This is a genomic window from Pseudomonas sp. NFIX28, from assembly GCF_900107395.1.
Classification (GTDB): domain Bacteria; phylum Pseudomonadota; class Gammaproteobacteria; order Pseudomonadales; family Pseudomonadaceae; genus Aquipseudomonas.
Genome location: NZ_FNPW01000002.1, coordinates 573939 through 588116, shown reverse-complemented (window position 1 = coordinate 588116; position 14178 = coordinate 573939). Strand labels below are relative to the sequence as shown.

General features: G+C 63.0%; 19 protein-coding genes. 13 read left to right on the top strand and 6 right to left on the bottom strand.

From position 1 onward, the window contains the following. Positions 1 to 247: 247 nt before the first annotated feature. On the top strand, positions 248 to 895 hold the full coding sequence (locus tag BLV20_RS06195; protein ID WP_092298397.1) for a C40 family peptidase: 648 nt from the start codon (positions 248 to 250) through the stop codon (positions 893 to 895). 84 nt (positions 896 to 979) lie between these two features. On the opposite strand, the gene BLV20_RS06190 is transcribed toward BLV20_RS06195, so the two are convergent. Further along, positions 980 to 2014, bottom strand: a complete 1035-nt coding sequence (locus BLV20_RS06190; protein WP_092298394.1) for a type IV pilus twitching motility protein PilT — start codon at positions 2012 to 2014, stop codon at positions 980 to 982. 57 nt (positions 2015 to 2071) lie between these two features. On the opposite strand from BLV20_RS06190, the gene BLV20_RS06185 reads away from it, so the two are divergent. The 11 genes from BLV20_RS06185 (at position 2072) to BLV20_RS06135 (ending at position 9788) form a co-directional block, all read left to right on the top strand. Further along, positions 2072 to 2770, top strand: coding sequence for a YggS family pyridoxal phosphate-dependent enzyme (locus BLV20_RS06185; protein WP_092298391.1), 699 nt, complete (start codon positions 2072 to 2074; stop codon positions 2768 to 2770). 34 nt (positions 2771 to 2804) lie between these two features. Then, entirely contained in the window at positions 2805 to 3623 is an 819-nt protein-coding gene (gene proC, locus BLV20_RS06180) for a pyrroline-5-carboxylate reductase (RefSeq protein WP_092298388.1), read from the top strand. A gap of 10 nt (positions 3624 to 3633) precedes the next feature. Further along, entirely contained in the window at positions 3634 to 4224 is a 591-nt protein-coding gene (locus BLV20_RS06175) for a YggT family protein (RefSeq protein ID WP_092298385.1), read from the top strand. Positions 4225 to 4237: 13 nt separating this feature from the next. Next, a complete protein-coding gene (locus BLV20_RS06170; RefSeq protein WP_092298382.1) occupies positions 4238 to 4534 on the top strand; it encodes a DUF167 domain-containing protein in 297 nt (98 codons plus the stop codon). Positions 4535 to 4715: 181 nt separating this feature from the next. Further along, a complete protein-coding gene (locus BLV20_RS06165; RefSeq protein WP_092298379.1) occupies positions 4716 to 5855 on the top strand; it encodes a homoserine O-succinyltransferase MetX in 1140 nt (379 codons plus the stop codon). Positions 5856 to 5862: 7 nt separating this feature from the next. After that, positions 5863 to 6483: a methionine biosynthesis protein MetW gene (gene metW, locus BLV20_RS06160; RefSeq protein ID WP_007921185.1), complete on the top strand. Its 621-nt coding sequence runs from the start codon at positions 5863 to 5865 to the stop codon at positions 6481 to 6483. A 27-nt stretch (positions 6484 to 6510) separates the two neighbouring features. Continuing rightward, complete coding sequence (locus BLV20_RS06155; protein ID WP_092298376.1) at positions 6511 to 6945, top strand: DUF4426 domain-containing protein; 435 nt, start codon at positions 6511 to 6513, stop codon at positions 6943 to 6945. Then, the gene (gene rdgB, locus BLV20_RS06150) at positions 6942 to 7538 is read left to right on the top strand and encodes an RdgB/HAM1 family non-canonical purine NTP pyrophosphatase (protein ID WP_092298373.1); all 597 of its coding nucleotides are present in this window, start codon (positions 6942 to 6944) and stop codon (positions 7536 to 7538) included. Before BLV20_RS06155 ends, rdgB begins: the two co-directional genes overlap by 4 nt. Then, complete coding sequence (gene hemW / locus BLV20_RS06145; RefSeq protein ID WP_092298370.1) at positions 7535 to 8737, top strand: radical SAM family heme chaperone HemW; 1203 nt, start codon at positions 7535 to 7537, stop codon at positions 8735 to 8737. The genes rdgB and hemW overlap by 4 nt, the downstream gene beginning before the upstream one ends. Positions 8738 to 8758: 21 nt before the next feature. Continuing rightward, on the top strand, positions 8759 to 9082 hold the full coding sequence (locus BLV20_RS06140; protein ID WP_007921199.1) for a DUF3392 domain-containing protein: 324 nt from the start codon (positions 8759 to 8761) through the stop codon (positions 9080 to 9082). 157 nt (positions 9083 to 9239) lie between these two features. Then, the gene (locus BLV20_RS06135) at positions 9240 to 9788 is read left to right on the top strand and encodes an RNA 2'-phosphotransferase (RefSeq protein ID WP_092298367.1); all 549 of its coding nucleotides are present in this window, start codon (positions 9240 to 9242) and stop codon (positions 9786 to 9788) included. Between the two features lie 107 nt (positions 9789 to 9895). On the opposite strand, the gene trmB is transcribed toward BLV20_RS06135, so the two are convergent. The 4 genes from trmB to BLV20_RS06115 all read right to left on the bottom strand — a co-directional run bounded on the left by trmB (position 9896) and on the right by BLV20_RS06115 (position 12289). Next, on the bottom strand, positions 9896 to 10621 hold the full coding sequence (gene trmB, locus BLV20_RS06130) for a tRNA (guanosine(46)-N7)-methyltransferase TrmB (RefSeq protein ID WP_092298364.1): 726 nt from the start codon (positions 10619 to 10621) through the stop codon (positions 9896 to 9898). Between the two features lie 9 nt (positions 10622 to 10630). Further along, positions 10631 to 11425 (bottom strand): thiazole synthase, encoded by a 795-nt coding sequence (locus BLV20_RS06125; protein WP_007921204.1) that lies wholly within the window; start codon positions 11423 to 11425, stop codon positions 10631 to 10633. A 201-nt stretch (positions 11426 to 11626) separates the two neighbouring features. After that, positions 11627 to 11827 carry a sulfur carrier protein ThiS gene (gene thiS / locus BLV20_RS06120; protein WP_007921206.1) on the bottom strand — a complete coding sequence of 67 codons (201 nt, stop codon included), beginning with the start codon at positions 11825 to 11827 and terminating at the stop codon, positions 11627 to 11629. Between the two features lie 90 nt (positions 11828 to 11917). Beyond that, positions 11918 to 12289 (bottom strand): DUF423 domain-containing protein, encoded by a 372-nt coding sequence (locus BLV20_RS06115; protein WP_092298360.1) that lies wholly within the window; start codon positions 12287 to 12289, stop codon positions 11918 to 11920. A 73-nt stretch (positions 12290 to 12362) separates the two neighbouring features. On the opposite strand from BLV20_RS06115, the gene mtgA reads away from it, so the two are divergent. Continuing rightward, on the top strand, positions 12363 to 13085 hold the full coding sequence (gene mtgA / locus BLV20_RS06110; protein ID WP_092298357.1) for a monofunctional biosynthetic peptidoglycan transglycosylase: 723 nt from the start codon (positions 12363 to 12365) through the stop codon (positions 13083 to 13085). Positions 13086 to 13230: 145 nt separating this feature from the next. Here the strand turns inward: mtgA and rpoH are convergent, their stop codons facing one another. Then, complete coding sequence (rpoH, locus tag BLV20_RS06105) at positions 13231 to 14085, bottom strand: RNA polymerase sigma factor RpoH (protein WP_007921212.1); 855 nt, start codon at positions 14083 to 14085, stop codon at positions 13231 to 13233. Positions 14086 to 14178 lie beyond the last annotated feature (93 nt).

Genomic DNA, 14178 nt, shown 5'->3' with positions numbered 1-14178 from the left:
GTACCTCGTTCCACGCGATAGATAAATTTTCTTTAATTCTTTGTGACTTTTTTACAGGCAGCCGACGTGTGGCAAATGTTAAGGTCGCTGCCGTGAAACCCTTGCACCGCCTGACTTCTGTCGGAGAATTGCGTCAATTTGCCGCCTCTTCAACGAAATTGACCGCCAGGTTGAATCGACCAACGGCCTGAGAAGTGACAAAAAAGCTGTTATAAAGTTGCGCGCTAACCCATATGAGCCCTGCCTAATGCGTCCATTTTTCAAGACATGGCTAACCATTTGCCTATTAATGCCACTGGCCGCCCACGCCACCAATCGTGAGCAACGTCTTCCCAACGTGAACGGCTTCACTCCAAAAGCCCACGTTACCCAGATCAGCAAAACCCAAGCCGGCAAAACCAGCACCAAGAACAAGCAGTCGGTCAAACGCCCGACTCACCTGAGCAGCGTCAGCAGCAAGCCGGTGCCGCAGATGGCGGCCAAGCAGAGCAGCGCCGTGCTCAGCCGTGCCGTCAACGTCCTCGGTACGCCTTACCGTTGGGGCGGCAGCAGCCCAAGTAAAGGTTTCGACTGCAGCGGCCTGGTGAAATATGCGTTCAATGACGTCGCCGCCGTCGACCTGCCGCGCACTTCGAACGCCATGGCCCGCGGCCATGGGCAGAAAGTCGAGCGCAAGGACCTCAAGCCTGGCGACCTGCTGTTCTTCAACCTCAAGAGCCGTCGGGTCAACCACGTCGCCATCTACCTGGGCAACGATCGCTTCATCCACGCGCCGCGCCGCGGCAAGTCGGTGACCATCGATACCCTGAAAAAGCCCTACTGGGACAAGAACTACGTCGTGGCCAAGCGGGTCCTGCCAAAAGAGCCGAACACCCTGCGCATCGTCCAGCGCTGATCCGCCCCGCCTGATCGCGAGCCCTCGAGCCACCTGCTCGGTGGCTCGCGATTGCATTTACCGCCCCGATACTTTTTCCCGCCCTTAGATGCTGTCCGGTGCCCGTGCCTTCTCCCGGGCGTGCTCGCGGCTGACCAGCCCCGCGTCCACCAGCGCCTTCAGGCTCATGTCCAGGGTCTGCATTCCCTGCGCCCCGCCGGTCTGGATCGCCGAGTACATCTGCGCCACCTTGTCCTCGCGGATCAGGTTACGGATTGCCGCGCTGCCCAGCATGATTTCATGAGCCGCTACCCGGCCACCGCCGATACGCTTCACCAATGCCTGGGAAATCACCGCCTGCAGCGATTCCGAGAGCATGGAGCGAACCATCGCCTTCTCCTCGGCCGGGAACACGTCCACCACCCGGTCCACGGTTTTCGCCGCCGACGTGGTGTGCAGGGTGCCGAACACCAGGTGCCCGGTCTCCGCGGCCGTCAGCGCCAGGCGGATGGTCTCCAGGTCGCGCATCTCCCCTACCAGGATCACGTCCGGATCTTCGCGCAACGCCGAACGCAGCGCCGTGGAGAAGCTGCGGGTGTCGCGATGCACTTCGCGCTGGTTGATCAGGCACTTCTTCGATTCGTGGATGAACTCGATGGGGTCCTCGATGGTGAGGATGTGCTGGTGCCGGTGCTGGTTCAGGTGATCGATCATCGCCGCCAGGGTGGTCGACTTGCCCGACCCCGTCGGCCCGGTCACCAGCACCAGGCCGCGAGGCACTTCGCTGATCCGCCGAAACACCTCGCCCATGCCCAGCTCGTCCAGGCTCGGCACCCTGGCCGCGATGCTGCGAAAGACCGCACCGCCGCCGCGCTGATGGTTGAAGGCATTGACCCGGAAGCGCGCCAGGCCCGGCACCGCGAAGGAAAAGTCGATCTCCAGCGCGGCCTTGAACTCGGCCCGCTGCGCATCGTTCATGCTGGCCAGGATCAACTCGTGCACCTGCTGGGCCTCCAGCACCGGCAGGTTGATGCGGCGAATATCGCCGTCGATGCGAATCATCGGCGGCAAACCGGCCGAGAGGTGCAGGTCCGAAGCGCCCTGTTTGACGCTGAAGGCCAGCAACTCAGTGATATCCATAGCGTTCCCCAATTCCAGTAGAATGCCGCGAACCCAAGAGCCGCTGGCGTACATCGAATGTCCACGATAGCAGACAACATCGCCCTGGTTAGCGCACGGATCCGTGCCGCGGCGCAGGCCTCGCAACGTGACGAAAGCAGCATCCATCTGCTGGCCGTGAGCAAGACCAAGCCTGCCGCGGCGCTGCGCGAAGCCTATGCCGCCGGCTTGCGCGACTTCGGCGAGAACTACCTGCAAGAAGCCCTGGGCAAGCAGGCAGAACTCGGCGACTTGCCCTTGAGTTGGCACTTCATCGGCCCCATTCAGTCGAACAAGACGCGAGCTATCGCCGAGAACTTCGCCTGGGTGCATTCCGTGGATCGCTTGAAAATCGCTCAACGCCTCTCCGAACAACGCCCGGCCGACTTGCCGCCGTTGAATATCTGCATTCAGGTCAATGTCAGTGGCGAAGCCAGCAAATCCGGCTGCACGCCGGCCGACCTGCCCGCCCTGGCCAGCGCCATCAGTGCCTTGCCGCGCCTGAAGCTGCGCGGGCTGATGGCGATTCCCGAACCGACCGACGATCGAGCCGCCCAGGACGCCGCCTTCGCGGCCGTGCGCCGCCTGAACGAAAACCTGCGCGATCGCCTGGACCTGCCAACCGACACACTTTCCATGGGCATGAGCCACGACCTCGAAGCGGCCATCGCCCAAGGCGCCACCTGGGTACGTATCGGTACCGCTTTATTTGGCGCACGCGATTATGGCCAGCCATGACCGTGGCGGCCTCACCTCTGAATAAGGACCTGTCATGAGCAAGACTCGTATCGCCTTTATCGGCGCCGGCAACATGGCTGCCAGCTTGATCGGCGGCCTGCGCGCCAAGGGCCTGGAAGCCAGCCGGATCCGCGCCAGCGACCCGGGCGCCGAAACCCGCGCCAAGGTCCAGGCCGAGCACGGCATTGAGCTGTTCGCCGATAACGCCGAGGCCATCGACGGCGCCGACGTGGTGGTGCTGGCGGTCAAGCCGCAGGCCATGAAGGCCGTGTGCGAAGCCCTGCGCCCCAGCCTGAAACCGCATCAGCTGGTGGTGTCCATCGCCGCAGGCATCACCTGCGCCAGCATGAACAAGTGGCTCGGCGAGCAGCCGATCGTGCGCTGCATGCCCAACACCCCGGCCCTGCTGCGCCAGGGCGCCAGCGGCCTGTTCGCCACCGCTGCGGTAAGCGCCGAGCAACGCCAGCAGGCCGAAGAACTGCTGTCCGCCGTGGGCATCGTCCTGTGGCTGGAACAGGAACAGCAGCTGGACGCGGTCACCGCCGTATCCGGCAGCGGCCCGGCGTATTTCTTCCTGCTGATCGAAGCCATGACCGCCGCCGGCGAGAAACTCGGCCTGCCACGGGAAACCGCGCGGCAACTGACCCTGCAAACCGCGCTGGGCGCCGCCCACATGGCCGTTTCCAGCGATGTGGACGCAGCCGAACTGCGCCGTCGCGTGACCTCGCCGGCCGGCACCACCGAAGCCGCGATCAAATCGTTCCAGGCCAGCGGCTTCGAAGCCCTGGTGGAAAAAGCATTGGGTGCCGCCGCGCACCGCTCGGCCGAGATGGCCGAACAACTGGGCCAATAAGGAGCCAATGATGATTGGATTGAACACTGCGGCGGTGTACGTGCTGCAAACCCTGGGCAGCCTGTACCTGCTGATCGTGCTGCTGCGCTTTGTGCTGCAACTGGTACGCGCCGACTTCTACAACCCGCTGTGCCAGTTCGCCGTGCGCGCCACCCAGCCGCTGCTCAAGCCGATGCGCCGGGTCATCCCGAGCCTGTTCGGCCTGGACATGTCGTCGCTGATCCTGGCGATCGTCGTGCAGCTGCTGCTGATGGCCCTGACCCTGCTGCTGACCTACGGCACCATCGGCAACCCGGTGCAATTGCTGATCTGGTCGATCATTGGCGTGACCGCGCTGTTCATGAAGATTTTCTTCTTCGCCCTGATCATCAGCGTGATCCTGTCGTGGGTCGCCCCGGGCAGCCATAACCCGGGCGCCGAGTTGGTCAACCAGATCTGCGAGCCGGCCCTGGCGCCGTTCCGCCGCATCCTGCCGAGCATGGGCGGCCTGGATATCTCGCCGATCCTGGCGTTCATGGTGCTCAAGCTGATCGACATGCTGGTGATCAACAACCTCGCGGCGATGACCATGATGCCGGAAATCCTGCGTCTGCTGATCTGACCCGGCCTCTGCGATGAGCTACTTTCGCTGGGACGGCGACGACCTGATCCTGGAGTGCCACCTGCAACCTGCGGCCCGTAGCGATGATTTCGCCGGGCTGCATGGCGAGCGCCTGAAGATCCGCCTCACCGCGCCGCCGGTGGAGGGCAAGGCCAACGCTTATTTGATGGCGTTCCTGGCCAAGGCGTTCGGCGTATCCAAGAGCCAGGTCAGCCTGATCAGCGGCGAGCTGAACCGGCAGAAACGGGTGCGGATCAACGCCCCGAAAAAACTCCCGGACCTGCCGGAATTGAAGTGGCCGGCCAGCTGACTTCGTCACCGTTCATCGCGGGCAAGCCTCGCTCCTACACGACCGCGTGGACCTGTAGGAGCGAGGCTTGCCCGCGATTGCCTGACTGCGCTGCAACCGCCTGAAATCAGCCCCGGCCTTTGCTTGCCGCTGGGGGCAGCGGTCTTTAGACTTACGCCTCATTTAAACGAGAGCAGGGTCGATGCCAACTGCCTTTCCCGCCGATTCCGTTGGTCTGGTGACGCCGCAAGTGGCGCATTTCAGCGAGCCCCTGGCCCTGGCCTGCGGTCGCTCCCTGCCAGCCTATGATCTGATCTTTGAGACCTACGGCCAGCTGAACGCCACGGCGAGCAACGCCGTGCTGATCTGCCACGCGCTGTCCGGCCACCATCACGCCGCGGGCTACCACAGCCCCGACGACCGCAAGCCGGGCTGGTGGGACAGCTGCATTGGCCCGGGCAAACCGATCGACACCAACAAGTTCTTTGTCGTCAGCCTGAACAACCTGGGCGGCTGCAACGGCTCCACCGGCCCGAGCAGCACCAACCCGGACACCGGCAAGCCGTTCGGCGCCGACTTCCCGGTGCTGACCGTGGAAGACTGGGTGCACAGCCAGGCGCGCCTGGCCGACCGCATCGGCATCCGCCAATGGGCCGCCGTGATCGGTGGCAGCCTGGGCGGCATGCAGGCCCTGCAATGGACCATCACCTACCCGGACCGGGTGCGTCATTGCCTGGCCATCGCCTCGGCCCCCAAGCTCTCGGCACAGAACATCGCCTTCAACGAAGTGGCGCGCCAGGCGATCCTCACCGACCCCGAATTCCACGGCGGCTCGTTCCAGGAACAGGGCGTGATCCCCAAGCGCGGGCTGATGCTGGCGCGGATGGTCGGGCACATCACCTACCTGTCCGACGACTCCATGGGCGAGAAATTCGGCCGCGGCCTGAAGAGCGAGAAGCTCAACTACGACTTCCACAGCGTCGAGTTCCAGGTCGAAAGCTACCTGCGCTACCAGGGCGAAGAGTTCTCCGGGCGCTTCGATGCCAACACCTACCTGCTGATGACCAAGGCGCTGGATTACTTCGATCCGGCGGCGAACTTCGACAATAACCTGGCTAAAACCTTCGAAGGCGCCAAGGCCAAGTTCTGCGTGATGTCGTTTACCACCGACTGGCGTTTCTCCCCGGCCCGCTCGCGGGAGCTGGTGGATGCGCTGATGGCCGCGCGCAAGGACGTCAGCTACCTGGAAATCGATGCCCCACAGGGCCACGACGCCTTTCTGATTCCGATCCCGCGTTACCTGCAGGCGTTCGGCAACTACATGAACCGTATAACGCTGTGAGGACGCCATGAGAGCCGATCTGGAAATCATCCAAGAATGGATCCCCGCCGGCAGCCGCGTGCTCGACCTCGGTTGCGGCAATGGCGAACTGCTGAGCTGGCTGCGCGATCACAAGCAAGTCACCGGCTATGGCCTGGAAAACGATCCGGACAACATCGCCGAGTGCGTGGCCAAGGGCATCAACGTCATCGAGCAGGACCTGGACAAGGGCCTGGGCAACTTCGCCAGCAACAGCTTCGATATCGTGGTCATGACCCAGGCCCTGCAGGCCGTGCATTACCCGGACCGGATCCTCGACGAAATGCTGCGGGTCGGCCGCCAGTGCATCATCACTTTCCCCAACTTCGGCCACTGGCGCTGCCGCTGGTACCTGGCCAGCAAGGGACGGATGCCGGTCTCGGAATTCCTGCCGTACACCTGGTACAACACGCCGAACATCCACTTCTGCACCTTCGAGGACTTCGAAGAGCTTTGCCGCGAACGTGAGGCCAAGGTCATCGATCGCCTTGCGGTGGATCAACAGCACCGGCACGGGTGGGCCAGTAAGCTATGGCCTAATCTGTTAGGTGAGATCGGCATCTACCGCGTCAGCAGCCCCGGCCTGCAGGATCACCAGATCGCGGTATAAACCAGGTTCAAAGCAAGGAGAACGATCATGGGTCGCTTGGTTACTTTTTTATTGGCAGCGTGCCTGAGCGCGTCGGCGGTGGCCGCCGACACCATCAAGGGCGAGCGCCAGGAAGTGTTCGGTGACGTGACCGTGCACTACAACACTTTCAACTCCACCTTCCTGCAACCGGATATCGCCAAGGCCGCGGAGCTGGTGCGCAGCAAGAATCAGGGGGTGATCAACGTTTCGGTGCTCAAGGCTGGCAAGCCGCAGGTCGCCCAGGTCTCCGGGACCGTCAAGGACCTGACCAGCCAATCGATACCGCTGAAATTCAAGCAAGTCACCGAACAGGGCGCGATCTACTACATCGCCCAGTACCCGGTGGAACAGCAGGAAACCCGCACCTTTCAAATCAAGGTGCAGACCGGTGACGCAATCAACACCATCAACTTCAACCAAGAGCTTTTCCCCGGCGAATGATGACTTTTACCCAACTCGTACTGGCCAGCCATAACGCCGGCAAACTCAAGGAATTGCAGGCCATGCTCGGCGACTCGGTGCACCTGCGCTCGATCGGCGAGTTCAGCAGCGTCGAACCGGAAGAAACCGGCCTGTCGTTCGTCGAGAACGCCATCCTCAAGGCCCGCAACGCCTCGCGCATTTCCGGCCTGCCGGCATTGGCGGACGATTCGGGCCTGGCGGTGGACTTCCTCGGCGGCGCGCCGGGCATCTACTCGGCGCGCTATGCCGACGGCCAGGGCGACGCGGCGAACAACGCCAAGCTGCTGGACGCCCTGAAGGACGTTCCCGAAGCCGAGCGCGGCGCGCAGTTCGTCTGCGTGCTGGCACTGGTGCGACACGCCGAGGATCCACTGCCGATCCTCTGCGAAGGCCTGTGGCACGGGCGCATCCTCACCGCGGCCAGCGGCGAGCACGGCTTCGGCTACGACCCATTGTTCTGGGTACCGGAGCGCAACTGCTCCAGCGCCGAACTGGACCCGGTCCAAAAGAACCAGCTCAGCCATCGCGCCCGCGCCATGGCCATTCTGCGGCAACGCCTGGGTCTGCAATGACCATCGATTCGTCCGCGCCACCGCTGATCCACGGCGGTGTGCAAACGCCCCGGGCGGCCCTGCCCCAACTGCCGCCCCTGGCGCTGTACATCCACATCCCGTGGTGTGTGCGCAAATGCCCTTACTGCGACTTCAACTCCCACGCCGCCAGCCCGGTGCTGCCGGAAGAGGAATATGTCGACGCCCTGCTGGCCGACCTCGACCAGGACCTGCCCGCCGTCTACGGCCGCGAGCTGAGTTCGATCTTCTTCGGCGGCGGCACGCCGAGCCTGTTCAGCGCCCAGGCCCTGGGCCGGCTGCTCGAAGGCGTGGAACAACGCATCCGGTTCGCCGACGACATCGAGATCACCCTCGAAGCCAACCCCGGGACCTTCGAGCAGGAGAAGTTCACCGCCTATCGCGCCCTGGGTATCAACCGCCTGTCGATTGGCATCCAGAGCTTCCAGGAAGACAAGCTCAAGGCCCTGGGCCGCATCCATAACGGCGACGAAGCGGTACGCGCCGCCGGTATGGCGCGCCAGGCCGGGTTCGACAACTTCAACCTGGACCTGATGCACGGCTTGCCCGACCAGTCCCTGGAAGACGCCCTGGGCGACCTGCGCCAGGCCATCGCCATGAAGCCGACGCACCTGTCCTGGTACCAGCTGACCCTGGAACCCAATACGGTGTTCTGGAACCAGCCGCCGACGCTGCCGGAAGACGACACCCTGTGGGACATCCAGGAAGCCGGCCAGGCGCTTTTGGCCGAGCACGGCTACGCCCAGTACGAAGTCTCGGCCTATGCCCAGCCCGGCCGGGCGGCCCGGCACAATTTGAATTACTGGAGCTTTGGCGACTTCATCGGCATCGGCGCCGGCGCCCACGGCAAGCTCAGCCACCCGGACGGGCGCATCGTGCGCACCTGGAAGACCCGCCTGCCCAAGGACTACCTCAACCCGGCGAAAAACTTCAAGGCCGGCGAAAAGTCCCTGGGCAACGACGAACTGCCGTTCGAATTCCTGATGAACGCCCTGCGCCTGACCGAAGGCGTCGAGGCCCGGCTGTATCCGGAACGCACCGGGCTGCCCCTGGAAAGCCTCGCCGAAGGCCGTCGCGACGCCGAACAAAGCGGCCTGTTGCAGGTCGAACCGTCACGCCTGGCGGCCACCCCGCGCGGCCAGCTGTTCCTCAATGACTTGCTGCAGAAATTTCTGTGCTGATTTCGCCCTAAGGGAAAACGAATGGATTTGATACTCGACCTGCTCGCTACCGTGTCCCGCTGGAGTCGCAGCAACCTTTCAGAAATCTCCCTGGCCCTTGTCGGCTGCCTGCTGGTGCTGTTCGGCGCCGACATCAAGGGCTGGGTCGAAGCGCGCCTGGGTGGCCTCGCCGGCGCCCTGCGCGTCCCGATGATGGCGCTGCTGTGCATGATCGGCAGCGGCGCGGCGCTGATCTACGCCACGCCATGGATCGTCCGCGGCCTGAGCCAGTTCAACAACTACAGCCTGGCGCCGGTGCTGCTGGTGGTGCTGGTGTTGATCGGCGTGGTCGCCGACCGTCGCTGACCTGTAGCCGCTGCCGCAGGCTGCGATTGGCTGCGCAGCAGCCATAAACCCAGACACTGCGTTACACCTGACGTATCGCATCGACAGGCTTGGCGGTCGCTTCGCAACCGATCGCAGCCTGCGGCAGCGGCTACATGACTTATGCACAAGGATGAATATGAGCAGGAAAGCCGCCGAAGAAGTCAGCAAGTTCCTCAGCTACGTGCTGCGTCATGAGCCGCAGGCGATTGGCCTGCTGCTGGACAGCGAAGGCTGGGCCGAAGTCGAGGCCTTGATCGGCGGCGCAGCCAGGGAAGGACGCCAGCTGACACCCGAACTGATCGCCGAGGTGGTCGCCAGCAACGACAAGAAGCGCTTCGCCCTCTCCGAGGACGGCCAGCGCATCCGCGCCGTGCAAGGCCACTCCAGCAAGACCGTGAACCTGCAACTGGCTGAACAGCAGCCACCGGCCGTGCTTTACCACGGCACCGCCACCCGTTTCATGGACTCGATCAACCAGCAAGGCCTGATCCCAGGCGCCCGCCACCACGTGCACCTGTCACAGGACCTGGCGACCGCCGAGGCGGTGGGGCAGCGTTACGGGAAGGTAGTGATACTCAAGATCGCCGCACAGGACATGCAGGCGCAGGGCTACACGTTCTATCAAGCAGAGAACGGGGTCTGGCTGACCGATCACGTTCCCGTCGATTTCCTCTCGCCCCTGTAGGAGCGAAGCTTGCTCGCGATAGCGGACTTTGCAGCGCCGCTATCTTTCAGCCTGGCAGCTGATCGCGAGCAATCGAGCATCGAGCGGATGCTCCTACACAGCAGGCCTCAGGCCAGCTTTTCGAACTTCAGATCCCACACCCCATGGCCCAGGCGCTCGCCACGGCGTTCGAACTTGGTGATCGGACGCTCGGCCGGGCGCGGTACGCACTTGCCATCTTCGGCCAGGTTGCGGTAACCCGGCGCGACATTCATCACTTCCAACATGTACTCGGCGTACGGTTCCCAGTCGGTGGCCATATGCAGGATGCCGCCGACCTTCAGCTTGCTGCGCACCAGCTCGGCGAAGGACGCCTGGACGATACGCCGCTTGTGGTGACGACTCTTGTGCCATGGATCGGGGAAAAACAGCATCAGGCGATCCAGGCTGTTATCGGCGATGCAGCGGTTGAGCACTTCGATCGCATCGCAATCGTAGACCCGCAGATTGGTCAGGCCCTGGGTCAGCACGCCGTTGAGCAGCGCGCCAACACCCGGACGGTGCACTTCCACACCGATGAAATCCTGCTCCGGCGCGGCCGCGGCCATTTCCAGCAGCGAGTGGCCCATGCCGAAGCCGATTTCCAGGGAACGTGGCGCCGAGCGGCCAAACACCTGGTCGAAATCCACCGGCGCATCGGCCAGCGGCAGCACGTACAGCGGTGCGCCCTGCTCCAGGCCGCGTTGCTGGCCTTCGGTCATGCGCCCGGCGCGCATCACGAAACTCTTGATGCGGCGGTGTTGGCGCTCTTCGCCTGCTTCCGGCTGGATTGGCATGTCGTTTGATTCAGTCATCAATGGCTCTTACTTGATCAGACCATCCAGCGGCGAGGAAGCGCTGGCATAGAGTTTCTTCGGCATGCGGCCGGCGAGGTACGCCAGGCGGCCTGCCACAATGGCGTGCTTCATGGCTTCAGCCATCAGCACCGGTTGTTGCGCATGGGCGATGGCCGAGTTCATCAGCACCGCTTCGCAGCCCAGCTCCATGGCGATGGTGGCGTCGGAGGCAGTGCCGACACCGGCATCCACCAGCACCGGGACCTTGGCTTCTTCGAGGATGATCTGCAGGTTGTACGGGTTGCAGATCCCCAGGCCAGTACCGATCAGGCCGGCCAGCGGCATGACCGCGATGCAGCCCATTTCCGCCAGCTGGCGGGCGATGATCGGGTCATCGCTGGTGTACACCATTACGTCGAAACCTTCCTTGACCAGCACTTCGGCGGCCTTGAGGGTTTCCAGCACGTTGGGGAACAGGGTTTTCTGGTCGGCCAGCACTTCCAGCTTCACCAGGTTGTGGCCGTCGAGCAGCTCACGGGCCAGGCGGCAGGTGCGCACGGCTTCGACCGCGTCGTAGCAGCCGGCGGTGTTCGGCAGGATGGTGTAGCGATCCGGTGGCAGGATATCCAGGAGGTTCGGCTCGCCCGGGTTCTGCCCGATATTGGTCCGGCGCACGGCGACGGTGACAATCTCGGCACCCGAGGCTTCGATGGCCAGGCGGGTTTCTTCCATGTCACGGTACTTGCCGGTACCTACCAGCAAACGCGACTGGTAAGTACGACCGGCCAGGACGAAAGGCTTGTCGCTGCGAACGTTGCTCATCGGAAATCCTCTGTTGGGGTGAGGTTCTTGCAGAATTCTGTATTGGACCAGGCGCCGTGAAAACGTAGCGAGCCAAGGCAAGACAAGGAACGGTTGGAGTCGTGCTCGACTTTACTGGCGGTAAATGAGCATTCCGAGTCTGCTTTTAATGCAGTCTTTCTTGCGTGCGGCCCGGCACGCAGCAGTTTTCACGGTGTTTGGCTAGCCGCCGCCGATGGCGTGCACCACTTCGACCTGGTCGCCCTCGTTGAGGGTGGTCTCGGCATGCTGGCTGCGCGGGACGATATCCAGGTTGAGTTCGACCGCGATCCGGCGTCCGGTCAGGTCCAGACGGGTCAGCAGGGCCGCAACGGTTTCGCCGTCGGGCAGTTCAAAGGATTCGCCGTTCAACTGAATGCGCATGCCGAATGCCGCCATCATTTTTAGGGGTCAGCATTCTAGCCCGATCAGTCTGGCCGACCCAAGCCATTCGTCTCGAAATGGACCTGCCGGTCAGCTCAGCCGCCAGGCGGCAAGCCCCAGGCACAACCAGCCCGCCAGGAAGGCCAGGCCACCGAAGGGCGTGATCATGCCCAGCTTGCCGATGCCGGTCAGGGTCAGCAGGTAGAGGCTGCCGGAAAACAGCAGGATGCCGATGGCGAACGAAGCGCCGGCCCAGGCCACCAGGCGATCGGAGACCTGCGTGGCGAGCAATGCCACGCCCAGCAACGCCAGGGTGTGCACCAGCTGGTAGGTGACGCCGGTATGGAAAATCGCCAGGTACTCGGCGGTCAGGCGATTCTTCAGGCCATGGGCGGCAAATGCGCCCAGGCCAACGCCGGTAAATCCGAAAAAGGCGGCCAGCATCAGAAAGCCACGCAGCATGAGGAACTCCAGTCAGAATCGTCGGTCGGGCCTGTATAATGGCCCGCTCAACGGGTTCGGCCAAGCCATCTCTATGCTGCGTTTATTTTTCCGTCGTTTCTCCAAAGCCCTGCTCTGGTTCGCCATCGGCAGCGTTTTCCTGGTACTGGTGTTCCGTGTCGTGCCGCCTCCGGGCACGGCATTGATGGTCGAACGCAAGGTTGAATCCTGGATCGACGGCGACCCCATCGACCTGCAACGCAGCTGGAAACCCTGGGACGAGATCTCCGACGACCTGAAGTTGGCGGTGATCGCCGGCGAAGACCAGAAATTCCCCGAACACTGGGGTTTCGACATCGGCGCAATCCAGGCGGCTTTCGCCCATAACGAGCGCGGCGGCTCGATTCGCGGCGCCAGCACCCTGAGCCAACAGGTGGCGAAAAACCTGTTCCTGTGGTCCGGGCGCAGCTGGCTGCGCAAGGGCCTGGAAGCCTGGTTCACCGGGCTGATCGAGCTCTTCTGGCCCAAGCAACGGATCCTCGAGGTCTACCTCAACAGCGTCGAATGGGACGCCGGCGTATTTGGCGCCGAGGCCGCGGCGCGGCATCACTTCGGCGTCGGCGCAGGCTCGCTGTCGCGGCAACAGGCCAGTCTGCTGGCCGCGGTCCTGCCCAATCCACGGGTGTGGAGCGCCAGCCATCCGAGCAGCTATGTGGCACGGCGTGCCGGCTGGATCCGGCGGCAGATGAGCCAGCTGGGCGGAGACAGCTACCTGCTGGGCCTGAACGATTCGCGCAAGGCGCTGTGGGCGCAGTGACGCTCAAGCCACAGCCTCCGCGCATCTTCTGTAGGAGCGAAGCTTGCTCGCGATAGCACCCCCACAGACACCAAAGCCACAACACCACAACGCCACAAACAAAAACGCCCCGATCGGATCGGGGCGTTTTTTATTGCGTGGCGTATTACGCGGCAATCGACAACTTGAGCTTGTTCATCGCGCTCTTCTCGAGCTGGCGGATGCGCTCGGCCGAGACGTTGTACTTCTGCGCCAGGTCGTGCAGCGTGGCTTTCTCTTCCGCCAGCCAGCGCTGGTAGAGGATGTCGCGGCTGCGGTCGTCCAGCACTTCCAGCGCCTCGTGCAGGTTGCTGGTGGAATTGTCGGTCCAGTCGGCGTCTTCCAGCTGGCGCGCCGGGTCGTACCGGTGGTCTTCCAGGTAGTTGGCCGGCGATTGGAAGGCGCTGTCGTCATCCGCTTCGGCGGCTGGGTCGAAGGCCATGTCATGACCGGTCAGGCGACTTTCCATCTCGCGCACTTCGCGTGGCTCTACGCCGAGGCTTTCGGCCACACGATGGACTTCTTCGTTGTTCAACCAGGCCAGGCGCTTCTTCTGGCTGCGCAGGTTGAAGAACAGCTTGCGCTGGGCCTTGGTGGTCGCGACTTTCACAATGCGCCAGTTGCGCAGGATGAACTCGTGGATTTCCGCCTTGATCCAGTGCACGGCGAACGAAACCAGGCGCACACCCATTTCCGGGTTGAAGCGCTTGACAGCCTTCATCAGGCCGACGTTGCCTTCCTGGATCAGGTCAGCCTGGGCCAGGCCGTAGCCGGAATAGCTACGGGCGATATGTACGACAAAACGCAGGTGGGCGAGCACCATCTGCCGAGCCGCCTCAAGATCCTGCTCATAGTAGAGACTCTCGGCCAGTTCACGCTCCTGCTCGGGCGTCAGCAATGGAATGCTGTTCACCGTGTGCACATAGGCCTCCAGGTTCGCACCCGGGACCAAGGCATAAGCAGGTTGCAAAGAAGTGGTCATACGAAAAAACCTCCGACTCACATAACTCGTGCTTATTCAGCACTGCTGAAAATTGACCGGGAACCACAAAACAAGTTCCCAAAAATACTGAAA